This window comes from Paenibacillus sambharensis (genome assembly GCF_003233845.1).
Classification (GTDB): Bacteria; Bacillota; Bacilli; order Paenibacillales; family Paenibacillaceae; genus Paenibacillus_I; species Paenibacillus_I sambharensis.
This window is the reverse complement of sequence record NZ_QKRB01000037.1, coordinates 89,439-112,090: the sequence shown is the minus strand read 5'-3', so window position 1 is coordinate 112,090 and position 22,652 is coordinate 89,439. Positions and strand designations below refer to the sequence as shown.

General features: G+C 49.5%; 19 protein-coding genes and 1 pseudogene. 9 read left to right on the top strand and 11 right to left on the bottom strand.

Annotation, left to right across the window (positions count from 1 at the left end; genetic code table 11):
• Positions 1-5: 5 nt before the first annotated feature.
• Positions 6-1,136 carry an AIPR family protein gene (locus DNH61_RS07210; protein WP_111145984.1) on the top strand — a complete coding sequence of 377 codons (1,131 nt, stop codon included), beginning with the start codon at positions 6-8 and terminating at the stop codon, positions 1,134-1,136.
• Positions 1,137-1,204: 68 nt separating this feature from the next.
• On the top strand, positions 1,205-1,426 hold the full coding sequence (locus DNH61_RS07205; protein WP_111145983.1) for a helix-turn-helix domain-containing protein: 222 nt from the start codon (positions 1,205-1,207) through the stop codon (positions 1,424-1,426).
• Positions 1,427-1,695: 269 nt separating this feature from the next.
• Here the strand turns inward: DNH61_RS07205 and DNH61_RS07200 are convergent, their stop codons facing one another.
• Positions 1,696-2,442: an isocitrate lyase/PEP mutase family protein gene (locus tag DNH61_RS07200; protein WP_245948007.1), complete on the bottom strand. Its 747-nt coding sequence runs from the start codon at positions 2,440-2,442 to the stop codon at positions 1,696-1,698.
• 34 nt (positions 2,443-2,476) lie between these two features.
• Positions 2,477-3,534: pseudogene (locus tag DNH61_RS07195) on the bottom strand (bifunctional transcriptional activator/DNA repair enzyme AdaA).
• A 972-nt stretch (positions 3,535-4,506) separates the two neighbouring features.
• Between DNH61_RS07195 and DNH61_RS07190 the strand changes: the two are divergent.
• A complete protein-coding gene (locus DNH61_RS07190; protein WP_111145981.1) occupies positions 4,507-5,109 on the top strand; it encodes an S-layer homology domain-containing protein in 603 nt (200 codons plus the stop codon).
• Between the two features lie 189 nt (positions 5,110-5,298).
• On the opposite strand, the gene DNH61_RS07185 is transcribed toward DNH61_RS07190, so the two are convergent.
• Both DNH61_RS07185 and DNH61_RS07180 read right to left on the bottom strand, forming a co-directional pair.
• The gene (locus DNH61_RS07185; RefSeq protein ID WP_111145980.1) at positions 5,299-8,295 is read right to left on the bottom strand and encodes a DEAD/DEAH box helicase; all 2,997 of its coding nucleotides are present in this window, start codon (positions 8,293-8,295) and stop codon (positions 5,299-5,301) included.
• Positions 8,292-9,572 carry a hypothetical protein gene (locus DNH61_RS07180; protein ID WP_245947996.1) on the bottom strand — a complete coding sequence of 427 codons (1,281 nt, stop codon included), beginning with the start codon at positions 9,570-9,572 and terminating at the stop codon, positions 8,292-8,294. The genes DNH61_RS07185 and DNH61_RS07180 overlap by 4 nt, the downstream gene beginning before the upstream one ends.
• Positions 9,573-9,836: 264 nt before the next feature.
• Between DNH61_RS07180 and DNH61_RS07175 the strand changes: the two genes are divergently transcribed.
• Positions 9,837-10,697 (top strand): S1C family serine protease, encoded by an 861-nt coding sequence (locus DNH61_RS07175; protein ID WP_111145979.1) that lies wholly within the window; start codon positions 9,837-9,839, stop codon positions 10,695-10,697.
• A 217-nt stretch (positions 10,698-10,914) separates the two neighbouring features.
• Positions 10,915-12,339: a family 43 glycosylhydrolase gene (locus tag DNH61_RS07170; protein WP_220036925.1), complete on the top strand. Its 1,425-nt coding sequence runs from the start codon at positions 10,915-10,917 to the stop codon at positions 12,337-12,339.
• 272 nt (positions 12,340-12,611) lie between these two features.
• Here the strand turns inward: DNH61_RS07170 and DNH61_RS07165 are convergent, their stop codons facing one another.
• The 3 genes from DNH61_RS07165 to DNH61_RS07155 are packed head-to-tail and all read right to left on the bottom strand — an operon-like array spanning position 12,612 to position 14,293.
• Positions 12,612-13,355 (bottom strand): SDR family oxidoreductase, encoded by a 744-nt coding sequence (locus tag DNH61_RS07165; protein WP_111145977.1) that lies wholly within the window; start codon positions 13,353-13,355, stop codon positions 12,612-12,614.
• Positions 13,356-13,397: 42 nt separating this feature from the next.
• Positions 13,398-13,700: a Dabb family protein gene (locus tag DNH61_RS07160; protein WP_111145976.1), complete on the bottom strand. Its 303-nt coding sequence runs from the start codon at positions 13,698-13,700 to the stop codon at positions 13,398-13,400.
• Positions 13,701-13,723: 23 nt separating this feature from the next.
• Entirely contained in the window at positions 13,724-14,293 is a 570-nt protein-coding gene (locus DNH61_RS07155) for an NADPH-dependent FMN reductase (RefSeq protein WP_111145975.1), read from the bottom strand.
• A 191-nt stretch (positions 14,294-14,484) separates the two neighbouring features.
• On the opposite strand from DNH61_RS07155, the gene DNH61_RS07150 reads away from it, so the two are divergent.
• Positions 14,485-15,363 (top strand): helix-turn-helix transcriptional regulator, encoded by an 879-nt coding sequence (locus DNH61_RS07150; protein WP_111145974.1) that lies wholly within the window; start codon positions 14,485-14,487, stop codon positions 15,361-15,363.
• 186 nt (positions 15,364-15,549) lie between these two features.
• On the opposite strand, the gene DNH61_RS07145 is transcribed toward DNH61_RS07150, so the two are convergent.
• Complete coding sequence (locus DNH61_RS07145) at positions 15,550-16,104, bottom strand: TetR/AcrR family transcriptional regulator (protein ID WP_245947995.1); 555 nt, start codon at positions 16,102-16,104, stop codon at positions 15,550-15,552.
• Positions 16,105-16,337: 233 nt separating this feature from the next.
• Between DNH61_RS07145 and DNH61_RS07140 the strand changes: the two genes are divergently transcribed.
• The gene (locus DNH61_RS07140) at positions 16,338-17,195 is read left to right on the top strand and encodes an SDR family oxidoreductase (RefSeq protein ID WP_111145972.1); all 858 of its coding nucleotides are present in this window, start codon (positions 16,338-16,340) and stop codon (positions 17,193-17,195) included.
• Between the two features lie 595 nt (positions 17,196-17,790).
• Here the strand turns inward: DNH61_RS07140 and DNH61_RS07135 are convergent.
• The 3 genes from DNH61_RS07135 to DNH61_RS07125 form a co-directional block, all read right to left on the bottom strand.
• Entirely contained in the window at positions 17,791-18,501 is a 711-nt protein-coding gene (locus tag DNH61_RS07135) for an ABC transporter permease (protein WP_111145971.1), read from the bottom strand.
• A complete protein-coding gene (locus tag DNH61_RS07130) occupies positions 18,498-19,346 on the bottom strand; it encodes an ABC transporter ATP-binding protein (RefSeq protein ID WP_111145970.1) in 849 nt (282 codons plus the stop codon). The genes DNH61_RS07135 and DNH61_RS07130 overlap by 4 nt, the downstream gene beginning before the upstream one ends.
• A gap of 161 nt (positions 19,347-19,507) precedes the next feature.
• Entirely contained in the window at positions 19,508-20,644 is a 1,137-nt protein-coding gene (locus DNH61_RS07125) for a LytTR family transcriptional regulator DNA-binding domain-containing protein (RefSeq protein WP_111145969.1), read from the bottom strand.
• A 365-nt stretch (positions 20,645-21,009) separates the two neighbouring features.
• Between DNH61_RS07125 and DNH61_RS07120 the strand changes: the two genes are divergently transcribed.
• Entirely contained in the window at positions 21,010-21,426 is a 417-nt protein-coding gene (locus DNH61_RS07120) for a YjdF family protein (protein ID WP_111145968.1), read from the top strand.
• Positions 21,427-21,703: 277 nt separating this feature from the next.
• On the top strand, positions 21,704-22,600 hold the full coding sequence (locus DNH61_RS07115) for an AraC family transcriptional regulator (protein ID WP_111145967.1): 897 nt from the start codon (positions 21,704-21,706) through the stop codon (positions 22,598-22,600).
• Positions 22,601-22,652 lie beyond the last annotated feature (52 nt).

The window sequence follows — 22,652 nt, the reverse complement described above, 5'->3', positions numbered from 1 at the left end:
TACAAATGAGAAAATTTGAGATCCCTGTAAAATCGTTCAGACGGCAAGATGATCCTTTCGGAAGAGATGACCGAAAAAAGTATCGTTGCTACGTACACGTGAAAAGTGTGCCTAGCGATATCCCTATGGTAACAAACCCAAGGGATCAAAACTTAAAAACAGATGTGGCTAAAGCGATAGAGGACTCCCTGACATCCGACGACATGAACTTCTATAACTATAACAGAGGTTTGGTGTTATCAGTTAAAAGTGTTAGTTACAACTCTGGAACAGAGATGATGACTTTTATTATTGAAGATGAAGAGGTCCATGGTAATATCGACGGAGGACATACTTACAAACTAATCCTTAAACATAAAGCTAAAGATGTAAATCAGTATGTCGAGTTTGAAATGATGACGGGAGTGGAAGATGTCATTCTAGCTCTCGCCGCTGCACGAAACACCTCGGTCCAAGTAGATGAGAAATCTCTAGCTGAGCTGGAAGGTAAATTTGCTCCGATAAAAGACTCTGTCGGTGGAATGTCTTTTTATAACCGAATTGCTTTTAAGCAAAATCAATACAAAGGGCAAGGGATCAGAATCATTGACGCACGGGAAGTAGTTGCAATACTTACCATGTTTAACATTGAGGATTATTCGCAAAATGTCCATCCGACAGGGGCCTTTTCTAATAAAGCGAAAATTTTGGACAAGTACTTAGAGGATCAATCTCCCTTTGAAAAGATGCATAATATAGCACCTGATGTATTTGACCTCTACAATCAAATAGAGAATGATTTGCCGATTGCGTATAATGAGAATGGGGGCAGATACGGTTCTAAAAAGTTTTCGGGGTATAAAGATGGGAATGTTGTCGGTAAAGTAAAGTTTGGTGATGAGGAAATAACTTATAAAGTTCCAGATGGAATCATATACCCTGTTCTTGCAGCATTTCGTGCACTTATTGAAGAAGACTCTCAAACTAAAATGTATAAATGGAAGCAAGACCCGTTTGAGATTTATCGAAAGCTCCGTATAGAACTTGCATCGAAAGTAATAAAGTTCTCTGATTCTGTAAGTAATAATCCTCTGTCAGTAGGCAAGGATTCTAACGTGTGGGATCTCCTGCATATGACTGTCGAGAGAGCTATATAATAAATATAATTAGTCATAAAAGCCGTAACTATTACGGCTTTTATTGATTTTCAAAGGAGTTGCATGGAATGTTTGAAGTGAAAATTAAGCTCAAAGAGGTCATTGAAAATCACCCTAATAAGCTCACCCAAAAGGATCTCGCCAGAATGACGGGTATAAGAGAAGCTACAATTAGTGACTTTGCTCGTGGTTCCAGAACGGTTATTAATATTGAACATCTACAGAAAATAGCCAATGCTTTAAACATTACCGATATAAGGGAATTAATTGATCTGGTTGAAAAGGAGTAATAAGATCTAGCCTGTGTAGTTTCATCAATGAAGCTGGAGCTGTAGATGAGCGTATAATACAAGTAATGCGAAATTAATTTTTGAATGTCGCTGATCAAGAAATTTCGCCCTATAGATGATACGGTGAGCCTTATCATAAGTAGGGCTAGTATTTTGCGAATTCTAGCATTCCCTTTCGAAAAAAGTGTAAGGTCCCGCACGGAGCCTTCTTACGTTTTGAGGTTGTTAACTGTTTAGATCTATGGTAAGTACCGTCTGATACCATGTGTTTACGTTTGAAGTTCCTGCAAGGCTAGAGATCTAAAGCTGGCTTGTTTTAGTGCATTCATTACATGCAAGTAAGGATGCGGACCGCAACTTATGCGAGCAACACCTAATGCGACCAGTCTATGAAGAGAAGGCGATTCCGGGGATATCATCACGTTAACGGGAATTGGAGATTGCCGACACAAGCTCTCGATGTGCTTCTCGTTGCACAGACCTGGAACAAAGAATCCGTGAGCGCCAGCTTCTGCATAGACGTGTGCCCTTTGGAGGGCAGCTTCTACATGTGCCTTATTGTGCTCATTTGCAGAGGCTTGTAAGAAAATATCGGTGCGAGCGTTAATAAAAAGAGGAATCGACGTATGTTCGGCGGCAATTCGCACAGCTGCGATACGAAAGGCGTGCTCTTCTTCCGAATACAGTCCAGTTCCATCCATGCACTGATCTTCGATATTGATACCAACTGCTCCGCTCTCGATAATCTTTATTACGTTCTCCTTGACGATTTCTGGGGACCGACCATAGCCGCTTTCTATATCAATTGTAATGGGCAGATCCACGTGATTGTAAATCCGCTGAAGATTTGATAGGACAAGGCTGAAGGGGAGTGCCTCGCCGTTGTCGTATCCATGTGCAGCCGCTACTGACCAACTACCGGTAGCAATGGCCTGAGCACCGGCTTGTTGAACGGTCCGTGCACTTCCGGCATCCCATGCGTTGACGAGAACGAGCGGGCGGCTATTTCTAGCAATTCGTGAAATATCTTTGCTTGTTCAAGTTGATTTTTCATAAGCTTGATGTTCCTCTTTTCTCGTCATTTAGAAGCCATTCTTTGCGAGTGACGCCGCCTCCATATCCACCGAACTTGCCATTGGAGTTGATCACACGGTGACAGGGAATGACAATGGCCAATTGATTAGCGCCGTTCGCTTGCGCAACTGCACGATAAGCATTCGGTTTCCCAAGTGCCTTCGCGATGTCAGCATAGGAACGGGTTTCCCCTGGCGGAATACGTCTTAATGATTCCATACGCTTTGTTGAAAAGGCGATCCTACTAAATGGAGTGGAGTCTTGAAATCAGTTAACGTACCTTCAAAATATTGAGTGAGTTCTCGTTCCAGCGACTGAATCGGTACGGTCTGTCCGGGAATAATCGCAGCTTTCATTCTTTTCCTTAGCCGTTCAACTTCGCGTTCCAGTCCTCTACGATCGACGAATTCTAAAAGAAACAGCTTACTTTCGTCCGTTATTGCGATCATAGGTCCGAGCTGCGTGTCCAGCCAGGCTGCTTTGAAAATACGGCTATCGTCTAGACGCGTAGGAGGTGCGCCCATGATGCGAGAAAACGCGTCTCTGAATCCACTGCTGGAATCGTATCCTAAATCTAATTGCGTGTTAATTATGTTCTCCCCCGATCGGATGCTCTTCAAGGCTAGTCCCATTCGACGGGCTCTGGCATATTCAACGAATGTCATACCGAATCGTTTCTTGAATTGACGGCGTGCAGTAGATTCGTCGATAGACAAAGCCTTGAAATCTTGTCCTTTCCAGCGCTTCTCGGGATTCTGCTCAACCGCCTCGACAAGGAACCGCACGATATCCGAGACTTGATTCGGGTGTGACAAGGGGCCGCAACGCTGACAGGGACGGAAGGAAGCTAGGAGCGCCTGTTGCGCTGACTCATAGAATTCGCAGTTACTGAACTTTGGTTTCCTCGCCGGACAAGTCGGTCGGCAAAACACACCGGTGGACGTGACGCCCACATAGAAAACACCTTCGTATTCGGAATTTTTCTCAACAAGCGCATTATAATATTCGATTTTTCGTTCCTGGATAACGATCATGCTAACACCTACTAATCAAGAATAAGTTAATTATACCCTGCGATTCCGATCTTCGTAGCCGAAAATCAGGCATCTATTTTGGAGGCATGAAGTGGCCCAAAAGCTTGCCGTTACAGACAGTGCGGTGAACCGTACCATAAGTAGCGGCTAGTTTTTTTGGGGGAGTTCCTTACGGGGCATGGATTTGTATATATGTGCAGGTTTCGGGTTATGGTAGCCTTAGAAAGGTACTTTGGGCTAACGTATTTTGAGTGCACCATCCTCGTCACATCCCACGGAAGGAAGAGAGCTGAGTGAACGTAGGAAGCTGGCCAGCTGCGTCAGCTGTGTAGGAATACCAGCTCTTTTTGCAGATTCGGGACTGGATTCCGAGCCTCTGCATAAGCGGGAGCACTTTTTTGTAATTCATCCAGATCCCTTTTTCCTGCCACAGAAAAAGCTGCGGCTGCCTGTACCGTAAGTGCCGTCGTACTTCTTATACAGATTGCTTACCAGCTGTTTGTCTGCCGCATCCCGATCTTCGCTCTACCGATTCAACCAGGCGTTATAGCCGTTTTTGGAGACGCCAAACAAGCTGCAAAGCCGCTGGATCTACCTTTTTTCATTCATTTGCCGAATGAGCGCATACCTCGCTTTTGTTCCTCCTCCCTCCAGATTTTTAAGCACTTTTTTAGCAACTCATTCTTTCGCTGATCTTCATTTGAAATATTATGCGCTACACGGCGGCCGAACGCAGCGAAGCGGCAGTCAAAGGGACAAAATGAAAAGGGAATCGGAGTCTTATACGAATCCTGTGAAATGGCATAAACGGCTTAAAGATAGATGGGTATGTTGTATAAAAAGTTTTATTTTACTGGCTCGTGTTAATAGGAGGGAGGGCTTTTAAATGTTTTTCTCCTATTTCGATTCGATCGGTTTGGTTGAAACCGGATAGGAAGCAGTCCAATACTTTTATACAGGAGGTAACGAACAGTGAAACGATTCAATCCGAAAAAGAGCATCCGTACTACACTGGCGGCTACGGTCCTGGTAGCAGGACTGGTACCGGCGTGGGGAGGATATTCCGTACAGGCGGCTGAAAGTGACGAAGTTATTTCCGAAGTGGTCGAATCCGAAAATGCAGAGATGATTCCGCCCGGCGCTACCGCCTTCACGGATATTGCGGATAGCGAGTACCAAGAGGAAATCGAAGCCGCATTCGAGGCCGGCCTCATCAAAGGTTACAACGATGGTACATTCCGTCCAACCGAAACCTTGAGTCGTGCCGAGCTCGTGACTATTCTCGGACGTACGCTGGATGTTGAAGCCGACCCTGCGATACTTCCGTATGACGATACGGTGCCGACATGGGCCGCACCTTATTTAGCGGGACTAGAAGAGCGGGATCTGCTGGGCAGTTTCGCAAATAACGAAATGTTCTATCCGAGTCAAGCCGTGACGAATCAGGAAGCGGTTGAACTGATTTCGCTGGCAACAGATGAGACGGTGTGGATAATCGGAATGCCGGGCACTGCGTCCGATGCGATTACACGCGGTGAACTGACTGACCTGATGGTCGATCATCTGTTGGACTAACCGAGTTCGTTTGTTTGAATGACAAGCGCAGTTCACATTCGAACTTTGATTAAGCAGTCCGGGCAGTCCGCCTCCTTCGGAGAGCGGGCTGCCTTTTGCTTTGCGCTGGAGAGCATTTGTTTATACGGTAATAGAGGAAAAAGGAGGAGAAACGAGCTCAAGTATGGCGATAGTCCGCCCAAATCCCGCTTAATCGCGCGACCAGTCCCGCCGAAGCGAGAACAACTCCCGCAGCGCATCCGTCGATAGCTCGGTAATCCAGCTCTCTGAGCTGGAGATCACGTTGTCGCTTAGCTGCTGCTTGTTCTCCAGCATCTCGTCGATGCGCTCCTCGAGAGTGCCGAGCGAGATGAATTTATGCACCTGCACGTCGCGTGTCTGGCCCATCCGGTAGGCGCGGTCGGTCGCCTGGTTCTCGACGGCCGGGTTCCACCAGCGGTCGAAGTGGAATACGTGGTTCGCCGCGGTCAAGTTAAGCCCGACGCCTCCTGCCTTGAGGGAAAGGATAAACACGTTCGGCTGCTCGGATGCCGGAAGGTCGCGGGACTGAAACCGTTCGACCATCCGGTCCCGCTGCGTCTTCGGCGTGCTGCCGTTCAGGTACAGTACGGGCTCGCCCAGCTCGCGCTGCAGGACATCCTGAATCATTTTGCCCATGCCAATGTATTGCGTGAAGATGAGGCAGCGCTCGTCCGCCTCGCGCAGCTCCTTGACCATTGCCAGCAGCCTCTCGAGCTTGGAGGAGCGGGCGACGATCGCCTCCGTGTGTAGAGGGCCATCCTCCAGCTCCGTTCCCGTATCCTCATCCAGCAAAGCCGGATGGTTACATGCCTGCTTGAGACGTGTCAGCGCTCCGAGAATGGCGCCTTTGCGCTGGATACCGTCGAGCTTCTTCAGCTTCTCGAGCAGCTCCTTGACGCAATTGTCGTACAAGGCAGCTTGCTCGGAGGTAAGCGGAACATACGTCTTCATCTCGTTCTTGTCCGGCAGGTCGAGCTGGATGGCGGGATCCTTCTTCTTGCGCCGCAGCATGAACGGTTTTACCAGCCGCTTTAGCTCAGCCGTGCGACGCCCGTCCTGTTCGCGCTCGATCGGCGCTGCGAAGCGGTCCTGGAACGCCTTGGCGGACCCGAGGTAAGTGGGCACGGTAAAATCGTAGATCGACCATAGCTCCGCCAGCCGATTCTCGATCGGTGTCCCGGTAAGCGCAATGCGATGAAGCGCGGGAAAGCTCTTGACCGCGGCGGCCTGTCTGGTCCCGGCGTTCTTGATATTCTGGGCTTCGTCCAAACAGACGGCTCCCCATTGGAAAGCGGCCAGCGTTTCCTGATCGAGCGAGGCGGTGGCATAGGAGGTCAGCACGACGTCAACGCTGCGTGCCTCGTTCCGGAACGCGTCGCCGCTCTTACGCCCGGAGCCGTAATGCATGGCCACCTTGAGCGATGGAGCGAAGCGGGAAATCTCCTTCTGCCAGTTGCCGAGTACGGACGTAGGGCAGACGATCAGCGAAGGGAGCCGGAGCCCATCGTCCGCCTGCTCCTTGGCGTGCAACAGGTAGGCAATCAACTGGACCGTCTTGCCGAGTCCCATGTCGTCCGCGAGACAGGCCCCGAGCCCGAAGCGGCGGAGAAAGGCCAGCCAGGCGAATCCATCCTGCTGGTAGCTGCGCAGCTCGGCACGCAGACCGGCGGGCGGATCGAGCCTAGGCCATTCGCTCTGTTGATTAATCTTGGCGAACAGCCCGGTCAAATGCGCATTGAGTTCGACTTCGAGCTCAACGCGGGCGGAATCGGCCCCGTGAGTCTCTGCACTGGCGTCTGTTGCACCGCCATCCACCTCGCCCTGAGAGAGCAGATGCAATTGCAGCACATCCTGGAAGCTTAATCCCTGGCTCTTGTCCATGCCTTCCATCATGCGGCGGATCTGGGCGATCAGCGCCGGATCGAGCACGATCCAGCGGTCCCGGAACTTTACGAGACGCTCCCCTCGAGCCAGCAGCTCGTCGAACTCCTCCTCGTTCAGGTCGGCGTCGCCGATGGAGATGCGCCAGTTGAAGCTCAGAATCGCATCCAGACCGAACAAAGACTTGCCGCCGCCCCGTTTCTTGGATTCGTCCTCCGACTGCACCGCTGCGCGCAGCCGCGGCTTCTTGCGGCTAGCGGCTTCCCACCATGCGGGCAGCAGGACCTGCCATCCGGCTTCGAGCAGCCGGCGGCTGTCCTCGTTCAGGAAGCGCCAGGCCGCCTCGTCGTCAAGCGGCTTGCCGAGTACGTCCTCGCCGCGCGACAGCCGATCGCGCGGAAGGCTGGCCCGCAGCCGCTGCAGCCAACCGTCCGAGCGGCTCCGAATAGCGTCCGCCCATGCGTCCGGCCACTTGCCTGCCACCGAGCCGTCGTCGCCGAGCCGTACTGTTCGAAGCTTAGCCGGATCGCTCTTGTCCTGCAGCACGAGCCGCAGCCGCCAGCGGGAGTGCTCGTCGCCCTCCCACGGCTCCATTAGCTGCAGCAGGGGGCGGAACGGCGCGACATCCGCTTTCCAGCCGATCTGCACAAGCCAGGTCTCGTTGTCGAGTCCCGCCGTCGCGGCCGCTGAGTTCTCGCGCGCGAACAGAGCCGGGAATTCCCGGCGCAGATCCGCTTCGTCCGACTCCGTACCATAGAAGCGGCTCGTTACGGCCGCCGAGAAGGCCGCCATTAGCCCGTCGCGCGCCTCATCGCTCCAGCCGCCGCGCTCCAGGTCCAGTTCGTTGCGGCGCGCCTGTCCGAAGGTCGCGGAGACCGCCGCCGCATCCCAATTCCAGCGCAGGGAGCCTCTGCGGTAAGCCGCAAGGTCGGGTGCGTACAGCCCTTTCTCCAGGCACTCACCCAAGAGCGGCGCTAATGCGGCCAAGCGCGCGGCATCGTCTTCCCACTTCCACTCCATATGCGCCAGTAGAGGTCCCGATGCAAAGAAGGGGATGACCTCTGCGGCGGGCAGCACGACGGCCTCGAGCTCCCCGACTTTGACGAGCTCCAGCTCGGTGCCATAGAAGGACGGTTCGTGCCAGGCGAACAGGCGATGCTTCAATTGAAGTCCGGTCCATTCCCGCAGCGAATTCGGGTCCGCGAAGAACAACGCGTCACCATGCGACGTCAGCACCATTCGAACCGCGGTGGTATCCAGGTTATAAGCAGTCGTCTTCGTCATGGAATTAGTCCTCCTCTCCGCAGCTCCTCCTGGAGGGCTCGCAATCGGCTATGCCGGCTGGCGAATGTCTCGATGTATGCCTCCCACCGCTGCTCGCGCTTCAGCTTCTTATACAGCTTGGCCAGACGTTTGAGCAGCTTGATCGCCCGCTTGTAGCCGTCGCGGTTTTTTAACAACACGTATTTCTCGACGCCTTGGTGATAAAAAGGCAGCAGCGTTTCCGGCGCCTCCTTCTCGATGGGCTGCAGATCCTTTGCTCGAAAGTCGAGCGGATCGCTGCCGAGGCTAAGCTGGTAATCGATCCACTGCCTCCAACAGCCATAGCGCATTAGTTTCTCCTCGTACAAGCTGCTGCAGTAGGGAGGCAGGCTCGTAATCGTGATCCACATTCGTTCCTCGGCCTCCGGCAGTTGCTTGACGACGGCATCCCAATAGCGGCCATACTCACCTAGGCTGCCGGGACTGCGCCCAATTTGCTCGTTCGAGCAATGGCTCAGCCAGGCTTCAAGCCGGGTCCATTCGTCATTCTCCTCCAGCTGGCGCAGGAAGCGAAATACCTGCCCGGGCTTTAGCCCATGCCGCCCAGCAGAATCCAGCAGCCGCCAAGCCTCTTGATCCTCACCCAGCCAGAAATACATCCAGGCTAGGGCGACGAGCGGGAAGAGCTTGTTTTCCATGCCGGGTCCCTGGGATAGATGCGCCAGCTCCTCCTTGAGGAGACGAGGGCTGTCCGCAGCGGATGAAACCAGGATCTGCCACAGCTCCACGTAGATATCCAGATAGGCTGGTGGGGACCATGCATTCGCGGTTGCCGTATCACGAATATATGCAGCCGTCTCCAGCAGCCGCCCCTGCTGCTTGACCGCGATCTCCGGCGGCAAGTCGTTATGGATGTGACTCTCGATGGCATGCAGCGTCTCGGATGCCGCCATCTGGGCGAAGTAGCCCAAGTGGCGGCCGGTCGATTGCTTGCGGAGCAGGAACAGGCCGACGTTCAGCTCGAACAGCCAGGCTTCCTCGGGTGTGAACTCCGACATGAAGGGGCGCACCATGGAGCGGACCTCGGTGCCATAATTTATTTCGTACGGGGTGTCCGCCGCTTTCCGGGCGCAGGTGGCGATTAGATCCTGCCACTCGGCAACGCTCAGCCCGATTGGTGAATTCGAATCCATTATTGTCATGATGGAACCTATTCCTTTCTTGAGCTTGGCCGCTCGTGAATCGGTTCCTTCATTATAACGATAAATGGTCAAGTCGGCATACAGCCAAAAGACCATTGATCTAGAACCCATTAAAACATCGGCTTAAAAACGACCTAGAATCTCTAACTGGCGACACCCTATAAGTGGAGTCAGCCAGCATTAAAACATGCTGATGATGGAAAAATAGTAACGTCGAAACGTGGTTTGTCCGAATCCCCCGTTGAACGAATAATGTATTCCAAGCGAAACAGGACGTTGCCGCCATTTTCCCCAATTATAGGCAGTCTAATGATACAATAACGGGACAAGCAGAATTACGGCGGGTATGGAGGGATGCGCATGGAAAATGATCCGGGTCGAAACAAAGAGAATTCTCTATCTAATTCCGAAGATAATCAAGAACATGAGAATGACCACCCGTATGCGGACGAGGAGTGGGACTTTGAGTCGGAAGAGGAGGACGACGACGGGGGTTCATCGGCCAACCGACGGAAGTGGATCAAAAGGACGATCATATCCCTGCTCGTAGCCGCTCTAGTCGGAAATATAGTGGCCTTCTGGCCGCAAATCTACAACATGAAGACGCTCCCCCTCTTGTTCGGGTCGAAGAAATTATCCAGACAAGCTGAAATCCAAAGCTATAAAGAAGCGGTTGTTACAGTCAGCACGGACAACGGCAAGGGCACCGGGTTCCACATTAACGGCGGCTACATTGTGACCAACTATCACGTCATCGAGGATAGCGGCTATATTATAGTAAAATTCCCGGAACAAAGTCAGAGTTATAAAGCGGAGCTGTCGGGCAGTGATCCCGATCTGGATATCGCCATACTGAAGGCGGACATCGGGGATGAGCGGCTGCCGTTTATTGAAGTCGAGCGAGACAACATGCAGTGGGAGCCGGATGAACAAATCTACGTGATTGGCAATCCGCTTCATTTCACGCAAATCGTCATTGAAGGCGCTATTATCGGCTTGGTCCCGATCCAAGGCCGTCAGACGCCGGTCATGGCTCTTGATGCGCCGATCTATAGCGGCAATAGCGGTTCTCCCGTCATTAACAAGCGTGGCAAAGCCATCGCCGTTGTATTCGCTATTGCCGATGTCCAGCATCAAGACCAAATGATAAGGGCTGGCTTGGCCGTACCGATTGCCGACATGGAGACCCTGCTGCGAACTTCGCTGCCGCCAGTAGAATAAAAACGAAGTAAGGGTGGATAGTCATGAGCGTAATACGTTTGGAGAACGTCACAAAGAAGTATTCCAAGCGCTATATGATGGGTGCCGAGAGTCGATATCATGAGCTCGCCTCTAGCACGCATACTTTGTTTACCAAATAAACAAAGCGTGGTACGATGGAAATGAAGTTTAGCGCTGGAAACCGTTTTGTAAGGCTGTCACCTTTACCAAGGAGGAGATCCCTATAACGAAAAAACAAGGCTTCAATCCCTATCTCCCTTCGTGGGAATACATTCCTGATGGGGAGCCGCATGTCTACCATGACCGTGTGTATGTGTATGGCTCACATGACCGCTTCAATGGGCATGTCTTCTGTCTGAACGACTACGTCTGCTGGTCGGCACCCGTGGATGACTTGGCAGACTGGCGGCATGAGGGCGTTATTTATCGGAAAACGGACGATCCACTCAATCCAGATGGCCGGATGTGCCTTTATGCACCAGACGTTACACAGGGCTCCGATGGTCGTTATTATTTGTACTACGTACTGGACAAGGTCCCCGTTGTATCTGTCGCAGTTTGCGATACGCCAGCTGGCAAATTCGAGTTTTACGGTTATGTGCAGTATTCCGACGGCACGCGTCTTGGCGAACGGGAAGGCGATCAACCCCAGTTCGACCCGGGCGTCCTGACAGAGGGCGACCGAACGTACCTGTACACCGGATTTTGCGCCATTGGTGACAAGACCCGGATGGGTCCTATGGCAACGGTGCTCGGCGCCGATATGCTTACCATTGTTGAAGAGCCTGTGTTCATCGCCCCAAGTGAACCATACAGTCAGGGCAGCGGTTATGAAGGGCATGAGTTTTTCGAGGCGCCTTCCATTCGTAAAATAGGTGATACCTACTATTTCATCTACTCTTCGGTAGTCATGCATGAATTGTGTTATGCTACGAGTCAGCATCCGACCCAGGGCTTCGTCTACCAAGGCGTCATCATCAGCAATAATGATCTCCATATAGATACCTACAAACCGTCGAACAAACCGATGTATTACGGCGGCAATAACCATGGAGGCATCGTGGAGATTCTGGGAAAATGGTACATTTTCTATCACCGGCATACCAACGGTACGAGTTTTTGCAGGCAAGGCTGCATCGAACCGATTGAACTCCGGGCGGACGGAGCGATTCCTCAAGTAGAGATGACTTCTTGTGGGCCTAATGGGGAACCGCTGATCGGCCGCGGGGAATACCCGGCCTACTTGGCCTGTAATCTATTCTGCCAGGATGAAGAATTATACACAGGCACACATGGGGCCTGGATGGACGGCCGGTTCCCGAAGATTACCCAGGACGGTAAGGACGGCGACGAAGAAATCGGGTACGTTGCTAACATGCGGGACTCCGCGACGGCTGGGTTCAAATATTTTGATTGCCAGGGTATCCGTCAGGTCAAAATCAAAGTTCGCGGTTACTGCCGGGGTTATTTTGCCGTGAAGACAGCGTGGGACGGACCGGAGCTCGGCAAGATTTCAGTTGACTTTACGAATGTATGGACTGAATATTCGGCGGATATCGTCATACCAGATGGCAAGCAGGCCTTATATTTCACTTATTCGGGCATGGGTAATGCAAGCCTGGCTTCATTTACGTTAAATTAACGGTTGTTTATTCAGAAGCCTCTGGTTCGACGGTTAATTTGTACGACATATTGAAAAAGGATTAAGGCGTAAGGTGGCGACGATATTGAATCGGCGGCACCTTGTTTCATTTCACTGTTGTGCTTCTTCAAGAGGAGTGCCCGTAGGGCGAATTATCGAGGATTAAGGCACAGATAGCGACTGTTAAACATGCTAGAGCTATTATTGCTGAAAATAAATAGCCCCTTCAGCAGTTAAACCGCGAAAGGGGCAAATGAAGTTTTGCCGGTAAGCTAAATAAAACCGCCATTAGCACGGATTGTTTGACCCGTAACCCACTGCGATTCGTCACTCGCAAGAAAGAGGATCACGCCTGCAATGTCTTCGGTCTCCCCAAGACGTCCCAATGCGTTCATGTTGGCAAGCCTTTGAATTTCTTCTGTTGTTTTGCCAACCGTAAAGAGTTCGGTATTGACAGGGCCCGGTGCCACAGCATTAATCGTAATATTTCTCTTTCCAAGCTCTTTGGCCAATTGACGCGTGAATTGTTCGACGGCTCCTTTAGAGCCGGCATACAGACTGTATGCCGGGAACATCTGACCCGTCACCGAAGTGGAGAAATTGATGATGCGGCCATTGGGATCTAGATGCTTGGCGGCAAGCTGGCAGGAAAAATAGGTCCCTTTGACATTAATCGCAAACAGCTGGTCGTAATCCGCTTCCGTTATATCGTCAATAGGTTTTGTAATGATGATCCCCGCGTTATTCACCACAATATCAAGCTTTCCGAATGTTTTGAGGGTGTCTTGATAGAGTAACTCCAACTCGCTTAGACGGCTGATATCGGCCTGAATCGCTATTGCTTCTCCGCCGTTCCTTTGAACATTCTGAACGACCTCTGCCGCCTGATCCGAACGATTCGCATAATTGATGACTACCTTCGCGCCATGATTTGCTAGATTTTCGGCTATTGTCCTGCCGATTCCTCTGGACGCCCCGGTGATCAAGGCCACTTTACCGGTAAGCTTTTTATCCATTTCTGCTATCTCCTTTCTCTACAATATTTATTGGGGGGCGCGTTAAGCAACCGTGTAATCCATAACGACGATCCCTTCAACTAATGGGCCAATAGATTGCAATAATCCTTGATGCAAGGGGTGCTGAATATATTCCCGGCAAGCCTGTTGATCCTCAAATGTGACACGGATCCCCAGCGTAAAGCCCTGCATGTGCTCTATTTCCTCCGTAACGTTAATACCGGCGCTAAGATCTACGATACCCGGAATGTTCCCTTTAAGGTTATGCGCGCGTTTTACCGCATCTTCTTTCTCTATATTGGAAACATTGGACTTGAACTTCAAAAGCACAATATGTTCAAACATCTTTCTCCCTCCCAAGTTCCCGCTTATATTTGATTTTTCAGCTGTTTTATATGGAAAGTTTCTTCCATCCATTTCACGAAATTGTCGACTACGAGATCAAGGTACTTAATGGTAGGTTCGTCCGTCAGTTCGCCCTTTTCATTAATCTTCTCATGAACCAGGCCGATGTACACTTCATTTCCAGGCAGCAGCGGCGAGGAGATGCCGGACGAGAACAGAATGTCTCGCAGATGGCCCTGCGCTTTAACCGATCCCAACAACCCCATGGAGGAGCCCGCGATCCATGAGGGCTTCCCGATCATGACTCGATCCACGCGGGATAACCAGTCAATCGCATTGGCCATTACGCCGGGAATCGTCGAATTATATTCCGGAGTGATCCACAACACCGCGTCGGCAGCAGAGACCTTCGCTTTAAAATCGATAACCGGCTGCGGCGGAGTCGTCTCGATATCCTGATCGTAGAAAGGGAGCTCCCGAATGTTCAGCACATCCAACTGAAAATGGTGCTTATAACGGTTCTGAATAAAATGGGCTAACTTCAAGTTGTACGAATCTTTACGAATGCTCCCGACAATTGCAGCTACTTTCACTTAGATCACCTCAATAGATTTTTTTTGAAATGGAATTAAACATGTTCAACCGATCTGCCTCATTTATTCTTGCTATTCTCCCTAAGGAGGACATAGACTAGTGTACATGGGCCTACCAAGGTTAGGGAGAGATCTGGATATCGTAGGATTGGGAATCCCACGTTCATGTATGGATAGGAGGCATGGCGATCATGGCGAACAGATTGGACCGTTATGAGGAATTAGCTCGATTCTTGCGTTCACGCCGTGAACGAATGACCCCAAGGCAAGCAGGATTGCCGGAATCCGGACGCAGACGCACACCCGGACTTCGTCGCAGCGAGGTGGCTCTGCTGGCAGATGTAGGATTGGATTGGTACACCTACTTGGAACAAGGGCGTCATATCAACGTATCCGCCGATGTACTTGATCGAATAGCGGAAGGGCTTCGGTTAGATGAATCGGAACGAAGACATCTATACCATCTTGCCCGTAAGCAATTTCCCTTGGTCGATACGAAGCAGCCCTCTCAGGTAACTCCGGAACTTCAACGTTTTTTGGATAGTCAAACCTTGTCCCCTTCAAATGTCATGGATGCGCGAATGAACATCATTGCTTGGAATGAAGCCTACTGCGCATTGAATGGGGACCTCGCGATGATGTCGGATAGGGAACGGAATTTTGTCTGGATGACGTTTACTTCTCCCCGTTTTCGCTATGCCAAGGGAGACCAATGGGAATTGCATGCGCGACGGATCGCCGCTCATTTCCATGCAGGGTATGCGCGTCACGGCGACGACCCTTGGTGGTCCGAGCAGTTCGAGGCGCTGTCCCAGGTCAGCGGGGAGTTTCGGAAATTTTGGGACTCCCATGAGGTTCTCGGTGCCATCGATGCTCCCAAGACACTGCATTGCCCGAATCTCGGGATATTGAATTTTGACCTTGTGTCGTTTCAGTATTCGAACGATTCGAATTTGACCGTTTCCATCCATGTTCCCCATCAAGACGGTACAGAGGAGAAAATGCAGCGGCTGTTGATCGAATATCGGAGCCGGCATTCAGAGCCGCTTGAATCTTCTCAAAGAGATTAATAGGGAGGCGATCAGCCTTCTTTAGACATGAATCAAGGCACCCTAGCGGGTGCCTTTTGATTTCGCTCTATAAGCGATAAGGAGAACCGTATCACAAATATGGGCAAGTTTTTACCGGAAGGTGCTGAAGCGAATTAGGCTTTCTAGGTATGACTCCGCAATAGCAGGAGATTACGGCCTTCACGTTCAAGCTTTTCCGGCTGCTTTCTCCCAAAAAGCGCCTAAATTAACCGTTACAACTTCGGTAACCTCTTCCACCATCGACTCCAGCGCGCTGGCTTGAACCTCCCTGCTCCACTGCAGGGCCGACCCGAATATGCCCCAACTGACCACAAGCGCCATAGTTTCCAGCCTTTTTTGCTGGCCGCTCTGGTCAGGCCCCGATTTTAGCCATTGGAGCAGGAGACGATACAATTCCTTTTGCATGGCGTTCTCCAGCAACGGCTCAAATTGCTTGTCTCCCGGCGTAAGATACTGTCGAAATCGTACTAGAAATTGAAAGACGGTCTGAACTAGGACATACAGATTGTCCTGACTGAAGGCCGCATCATCCGGCAGTCTTTTTTTGAGAATGAGTTGAAATTTCTCCGTCATCCAATAAGCGAGAAAAGCGAGTTTGTCTTCAAAATGGGCATAGAAGGTTGCGCGGTTGACGGTCGCTCGATTCGCAATGTCGTGAACAGAAATGGAATAGATGTTTCTCTTTTCGTCGAGCAGATCGTTAAAGGCTTGAATAAACAACTGGCGGGTTCTCTTTACACGGGGGTCGCTTGGATTTACCGGCATGCCACACCACACTTTCTTCGGATCTCAAAAACAAACAAAACGGCGATTGTGTCGGGAACACAACGAAACCGGCCTTTTGCTGATTGTTGACCGGACTCTTATCCCTTATCTTTTACTTATGCGATATATGGTTACACAAATCCGTATTGTTAGCAAACTTCTTACAAAGAAGAAAGGGTGAGAGGAACATGATTATCGTTACTGGAGCGAATGGGAAGTTAGGCAGGGGCGTGGTCGAGCAACTGCTTAAGCTCATCCCGGCTGAGCAGATTGGTATCAGTGTTCGGGATGTGAGCCAGGCGCAGGATTTGAAGGAGCGCGGCGTACGTGTTCGTCATGGCGATTTCGCCCAGGCGGAGGGCTTGCTGAATGCATTTGAAGGCGCGTCGCAGGTTCTCCTTGTTTCAACCGGCGTTCTGGGAAATGCGGGGTTCCGTCAGCACCAAACCGCAATTGACACCGTAAAGAAATCCGGTGCCGGACGGGTTCTATACACGAGTCATATGGGCTCTTCTTCGACATCGTATTTTCCGCCTATGGTTCACCATGCAGCGACAGAGGATTTGCTTAAAGAGTCGGGTATGCGCCACACGTCTCTTCGCAACGGTTTTTACGCCTCCTCATTGGTTGGGTTAATAGGTGATGCCGTCAAAACGGGTGAGTTGATTGCTCCTGAGGACGGCCCGATTGCCTGGACTACGCACTCGGATTTGGCCCAAGCAACCGCAGTGATCTTAACTGAGAAGAACTGGGATGGTCCATCTCCGAATCTAACGGCCTCTGAAGCGATTAACATGGAGGGAGTTGCGGCGATGGTATCGGATATCGTCGGCAGGCCTATCGACCGAAAGGTCGTTACGGACGAAGCGTATCGGGCGTATCTGACTGCTCAAGGTCTTCCGGAAGTGCGCATTGCAATTACCTTGGGTTTATTCCAAGCCAGCCGTAACGGGGACTTTGTGCAAACCAGTAACGCTCTAGCTGACCTGATCGGGCGACCACCGTTGACGCTAAGAGACTTTTTAAAAGAGTCTTTACCTAGATAGACGCGCTGTGAATGCTTTTTCCGGTTATTCGTGCAAAGAAAGGGCCATCCCGCAAAGGATGGCCCTATAACTTGTCGTTACAGACAGCGCGGATAACCGTATCACAAGCTTGTAGGTTGCTGCAGCATTGATGCGACAGCTAATGTCATGAGATGCTGCGGAGGCAAACCCATCAGCACCCTTCCATAAAGCTCCAGTCCGGTAGAGGCGCCCCGGCGTCCTGCTCCCTGCCCTCAAAAATCCGTTAACATCTTCAAATGAAATGAAAATGGAATAAGGGAGACGACCTTGTGCTTGCAGAAAGAAAAGCCCCCGCGAATTGGTCATGACGAAAGGCCAACCAGCAAAAGGATGGCCTAAAAACTTGCCGTTACAGACAACGCGGAGAGCCGCAACACAAATAGAGCGAAATTATTAGATCAGAAAGCCCTTCAATCTCGAAGGGCTTTTTACATTCCTTGTCTTTAAGTAATTAAGCGAAGTTTTTGATAACCGTAACAATAACTATAGTAATAACAGCTGCCATTAACATTTGAAAAATAAATTTGGTTGTTTTAGAGTTCATAAGTGTTACCTCGCATTCCACTATTTATAGTTACTTGTCTAAGCGACGCTTTCCGTAGATGAATTTGGCCAGGATTACCGAGCCAATCGCCCATAGGAGCATATTTAGGAGATTCCACTTAATTTCTGCAAAACCGCCGCTGCCTTGTAAACTCACAAGTGCGGATGAGAAGTTTTCTGTAGGTAAATAAGAAATACTCTCTGCGATAATGGGGCTATTAAACATAGAGCTTAACATCGATCCATAGGTAAAGATGATGAGAATAGGCAATCCTACAATGGAGGTTTCCATGACCGTACGTGAGATGAGTCCAATAATGGTTCCTAACGATATGAATATGATCAGTGATAATAAAATCATAATAGAAAAGTAAAATAGTTCGGGAATGTTAATTCCGCTGATTAAGATAGAACCAATGACGACAATTAACGTAATAATCGCAGATAAAACGCTTTTGCCAATCATAATTTCCAGTGTTGAAGCAGGAGAGAGTAATAGGACACGCAAGGTGCTTCTTTCTTTTTCTTCTGCCATCATCGATGCTTGAACAAATGCGCCCGTCATAACTAATGCAAGGTTAATCGGCATACTCAGCATGCTGCTGTCATCCGTACTCATACGAGATAGCATGGCTGCAAAGCCTAATGGCAGGAGTATGGAAACTAATATGTATGAGTTTTTTAATAAGTCTTTCCAATCCTTCGTAATAATCGCTCGTATTCTTCTCATCGAAAATGTCATTGGAGCGCCCTCCCAGTTAGTTTGATGAATATATCCCCTAAAGTTGGTTCATTAGAATGAATCGTAAGCAGCTCTCCATTATTCATATAATCTCTGATAGCGTTAGACCCGGCCTCATCCAGACCTACGGTTACAGAGGTACCGTTCTTTAATCGAATATTAATGGTTGAGTCACCGTGTTTCACTCGCAGGCTTTGAGGTGTATCCAGCTCTACAATTGTTCCATTATGAAGAAATGCAACCTGATTGCAGAGATCCTCAGCTTCCTGCATGTCATGAGTGCTTAGAAAGATTGTAGTTCCCGCCTCATTCAGTTTCCGTAAGACCGTATGAATTTGCTGTTTATTGGTAGGGTCAAGAGCTGAGGTCGGTTCGTCCAGGAACAGAAGCTCAGGCTTATGTAAAATGGCCCGTGCCAATGTCACTCTTTGCTTCATGCCTTTGGATAGCTGCTTTACAGCTGTTTTCTTATCTTGAAGGAGATTTACCTCTTCGAGCACTTCTTCAATGCGCTTCACATCCACATTATATAACTTGCAAAACAGCTCTAAGTTATCATAGATCGTAAGTCGATCGTACAAACCGCTGTTATCGGTAAGAATACCAATCCGTTTCATTTGTTCGGGATTCTGCAGATTACGTACGTCGTTTCCGAACACTTTAACCGAACCGGATGTGTGTAAAAGTTGAGCGGTTAATATTTTTACCATGGTTGTTTTACCAGAACCGCTTGGACCAAGAAACCCAAAAATTTCACCACGCTTAATCTGAAAGCTGACTCCATTTAGAGCCGGCTTATTAGCAAATGCTTTCGTTAATTGGTTCACTTCAATCTGATATTTCATTTGGTCTGGCTCCTTTAGATGTTGTTCTCGTCTTGCAGCACCAACATTAAAGGAAATCCCGTAACCGCGCAGTATTTCAAGGATAAACAGAGTAAATAAAGGGTTGAATGATGCAATTTTAAGGGTGAATGATACAGCGTTTTGTACGACAATTTGGAGCTTTAGATGCCTAATATGGTCTTTAACTCGTCAAGCTTGCCTTTGGAAAGTGGTATCGAGCTTTTCTTGCTATCATCTAAAATAAGGCTGAAGCTGTTTCGTGTCCAAGTAATGACTTCACGTACTTTCTGTAAGTTGACGATGTAGGAGCGATGGCAGCGGAAAAAGCCGAATGCTTTTAGTTTTTGCTCGAGCTCGTTTAAAGTAAACGTGCAGGGGAATGTTTCTCCCTTCACATGCAGCATGGAGACTCCATCGCTGCTTTCAATGAAATTGATTTCTGTAGGGTCGAATAAGATGATCTTATCCTCCACCTTAGCAGGAATTTTTTCTACACGAACGGGTTGAGTTTCAATTTGGACCGGCGAAGCTGGCTGAATTGCAGCTTCAGATTGTGGCATCTGTTGATCGGTTACAAGCAGATGATTATCACCATCGTCAGGCTGTTCAATAGCAGCGGCAACAAGTTGGTTGTCAGTCTGGTTATCCGTTTCAGGCTGGTCGATAATTTCTATCTTTTTGAGTTCGTGTTCATTTAATCTGTATACCTCATTGGTAATAGAAATGGCATCAGCCAGATAGGAGGTTGTGATCAGAATGGCCTTTCCTTCATTACGAAGCTCAGAGATTAATGCCCGAATAATGATATGGCTCTCAATATCTACATTCTGTTCAGGTTCTTCTAATATAAGGAATGAAGGATTATGTATAATGGCTCTTCCTAGCTGCAAACGTTTCTGTTCAGAGAAGCTTAACGCAGAGAGCCTGCTGTTTCGATGATCGAGCAGCCCTATTCTTCGCAAGACTATATCAATCGTATCTGTTGTCCCATACAGATTTTTATAAAAAGTAAGATAGTCCTTCACTTTTAAGCCATTATAGATTCCATCGTTTAAGAGGGATATGCCTATTTTATGTGCCTTTTGTTTGAATTCATGCCGCAATTCAGCCGCCTCGAATAGTACTTGTCCGCTTGAAGCAGGAACGGCACCGAGAAGCAGCTGGATAAGTAAATTCCCTAACTCGTTGTTACATTGGATCACAACACATTGACCACTTCCAATCTCAAGATTAATCTCAGGAAGTAATAATGTGTTTCCTTTTCTCTTTACCAATTGACTGATCGTAAGTAATGACATCGTTTCTACCTCACACTCTAAGATAATTAACTCTTATATAAAAAATATCTTTTTAAATCCTTCATTTCCGAAAATAAACAACCAGTATATTGTGGTAATAGTATGAATGTCACACTAAACCTTATCATAAGTAGGGTATCAAAGGAATGATGAAGGCGCTGTATGGTGTGTTGGAAGGAAAATTATATGTAAGACAAAGCCGAAGAATTGAAGCTTTCAACTAGTCTCTTTTATAATGAAGATGGAGTGTAAAAACACTGCTCGGTCGGTAGTCCGGGCGCACAGGGAAGCTGTCGTTTCTTGTGTCAGTAACCTTCCCCCTCGGGATGTCCTTCACTCCAAGTAACGCTAGAGGGGGAGCAAGTATGAAGCTTACCGTTTTTTTTGATGAGGGCATGAAGTATTGGGTGGGTGTCCTAGAGCAGGAGGAGAATAGTAGGCTTAAGGTGTCACGGCACATATTTGGCAGTGAGCCGAAGGATGCCGAGGTCATGTACTTCGTTCAGAAGATCATGATGCCCTTAATTGAACGAGCCACTCAAACTTCGGAAGGCGGACATCGTCGGTTGAATCGGGGCAATCCAAAAAGACTGGCGCGCCAGGCAGCGAAGGAACTTGCTCAGCGAGGGGTTTCAACTCGGGCCCAGGAGGCCATAAAACTCGAGATGGAATGCCGGAAAAAACAGCGGAAAGAGTTCAGTCGGCAGCAGTTGGAGGAAGAGAAGGAACGGAAATATCAGCTCCGGATACAGAAAGCGAAGCTAAAGCGCCGGGGAAGATAGGCCAATCTCTCTTGATTCAATTTGGTGCTGATAAAAAGGAAAAGGGCTTAAGCAGAGTGGCTATATACGTCTGCCTAAGCCCTTTTTCTAAAACCAGAGTTTGTTCGGTTTAAAACGTAATGACTCTTAAACTCCGTAAAACTTGCCGATAAAGACAGCGTGAAGAAACTTATCATAAATAAAGGCAAGTTCTTGCTATCGCAACTTTTTAGGGCACAAATTGTTGCGAAGCTGTTTGCTGCCTCGCCTATACTTAAACTTGAGAGGGGGGATTAAGATGGAATGGCTGGAGCGGATGAACCGGGCGATAGACTATATTGAAGCAAACCTGACTGGGGAGATCGAGCTGAAGGAAGCGGCCCGCATGGCCTGCTGTTCGTCGTATCAGTTCCAGCGGATGTTCTCGTTCATTACGGACGTGACACTGGCAGAGTACATTAGGCGGAGACGACTGACGCTTGCCGCGCTGGAGCTTCAGCACAGCGGGGCGGAGAAGGTGATCGATGTAGCCCTGAAATACGGCTACGAATCACCAGTCTCGTTCGCGCGGGCATTTCATGCGCTGCATGGGATTACGCCAGCCATGGCCCGTCAGGAAGGGAAAGCCCTCAAAGCTTACCCCCGTCTGTCCTTCCTTATCTCAATCAAAGGGGCAGAGGCCATGAATTATAGGATTGAAACAAAGGAAAGTTTCGAAGTGTTCGGCATTGAAGGGATATTCCGCGTCGATGGGGGCGGGGAGGCGCCGCAGACACCGGCGAAGCTGTGGGAGCAGAGCCATGCGAACGGTGACGTGAAGCGGCTTGAAGCGTGTGCGGGTGAGGTGCCATCGTTCGTCAGCCGGGATTTGCATCTCGTACATGCAGTATGCAGCTACCGGAAAACCGAACCGGACACGTTTCCGTACATGCTGTGCGCCTTCAAAGGCGAAGGCAGCAGCGCGGACGGGTACACCACGGTAAGTATCCCGGCGCATACATGGGCGATTTTTCCGTCGGAGCCGCATCCGTGGGATCAATTCGGAACAACGATCGAAACGCTGTACAAACGGTTTTACACCGAATGGCTCCCCGCATCAGGTTATCAACAGGTGGACGGGTTAGAGTTCGAACTGACCGGTGATAAAGATGGGCTTAATTACATCGAACTCTGGTTTGCGGTACGTAAAGTGTAGTCGGGGCAGAGAGCTCAATTAAAGCCATCCCAGCCATTCCGGACGGGATGGC

Coding starts and splice junctions, on each gene's coding strand:
- DNH61_RS07210 (WP_111145984.1), top strand. CDS start 6: ATGAGAAAATTTGAGATCCCTGTAAAATCGTTCAGACGGCAAGATGAT.
- DNH61_RS07205 (WP_111145983.1), top strand. CDS start 1,205: ATGTTTGAAGTGAAAATTAAGCTCAAAGAGGTCATTGAAAATCACCCT.
- DNH61_RS07185 (WP_111145980.1), bottom strand. CDS start 8,295: ATGACGAAGACGACTGCTTATAACCTGGATACCACCGCGGTTCGAATG.
- DNH61_RS07180 (WP_245947996.1), bottom strand. CDS start 9,572: ATGGTCTTTTGGCTGTATGCCGACTTGACCATTTATCGTTATAATGAA.
- DNH61_RS07175 (WP_111145979.1), top strand. CDS start 9,837: ATGGAAAATGATCCGGGTCGAAACAAAGAGAATTCTCTATCTAATTCC.
- DNH61_RS07165 (WP_111145977.1), bottom strand. CDS start 13,355: ATGGATAAAAAGCTTACCGGTAAAGTGGCCTTGATCACCGGGGCGTCC.
- DNH61_RS07160 (WP_111145976.1), bottom strand. CDS start 13,700: ATGTTTGAACATATTGTGCTTTTGAAGTTCAAGTCCAATGTTTCCAAT.
- DNH61_RS07150 (WP_111145974.1), top strand. CDS start 14,485: ATGGCGAACAGATTGGACCGTTATGAGGAATTAGCTCGATTCTTGCGT.
- DNH61_RS07140 (WP_111145972.1), top strand. CDS start 16,338: ATGATTATCGTTACTGGAGCGAATGGGAAGTTAGGCAGGGGCGTGGTC.
- DNH61_RS07135 (WP_111145971.1), bottom strand. CDS start 18,501: ATGACATTTTCGATGAGAAGAATACGAGCGATTATTACGAAGGATTGG.
- DNH61_RS07130 (WP_111145970.1), bottom strand. CDS start 19,346: ATGAAATATCAGATTGAAGTGAACCAATTAACGAAAGCATTTGCTAAT.
- DNH61_RS07125 (WP_111145969.1), bottom strand. CDS start 20,644: ATGTCATTACTTACGATCAGTCAATTGGTAAAGAGAAAAGGAAACACA.
- DNH61_RS07120 (WP_111145968.1), top strand. CDS start 21,010: ATGAAGCTTACCGTTTTTTTTGATGAGGGCATGAAGTATTGGGTGGGT.
- DNH61_RS07115 (WP_111145967.1), top strand. CDS start 21,704: ATGGAATGGCTGGAGCGGATGAACCGGGCGATAGACTATATTGAAGCA.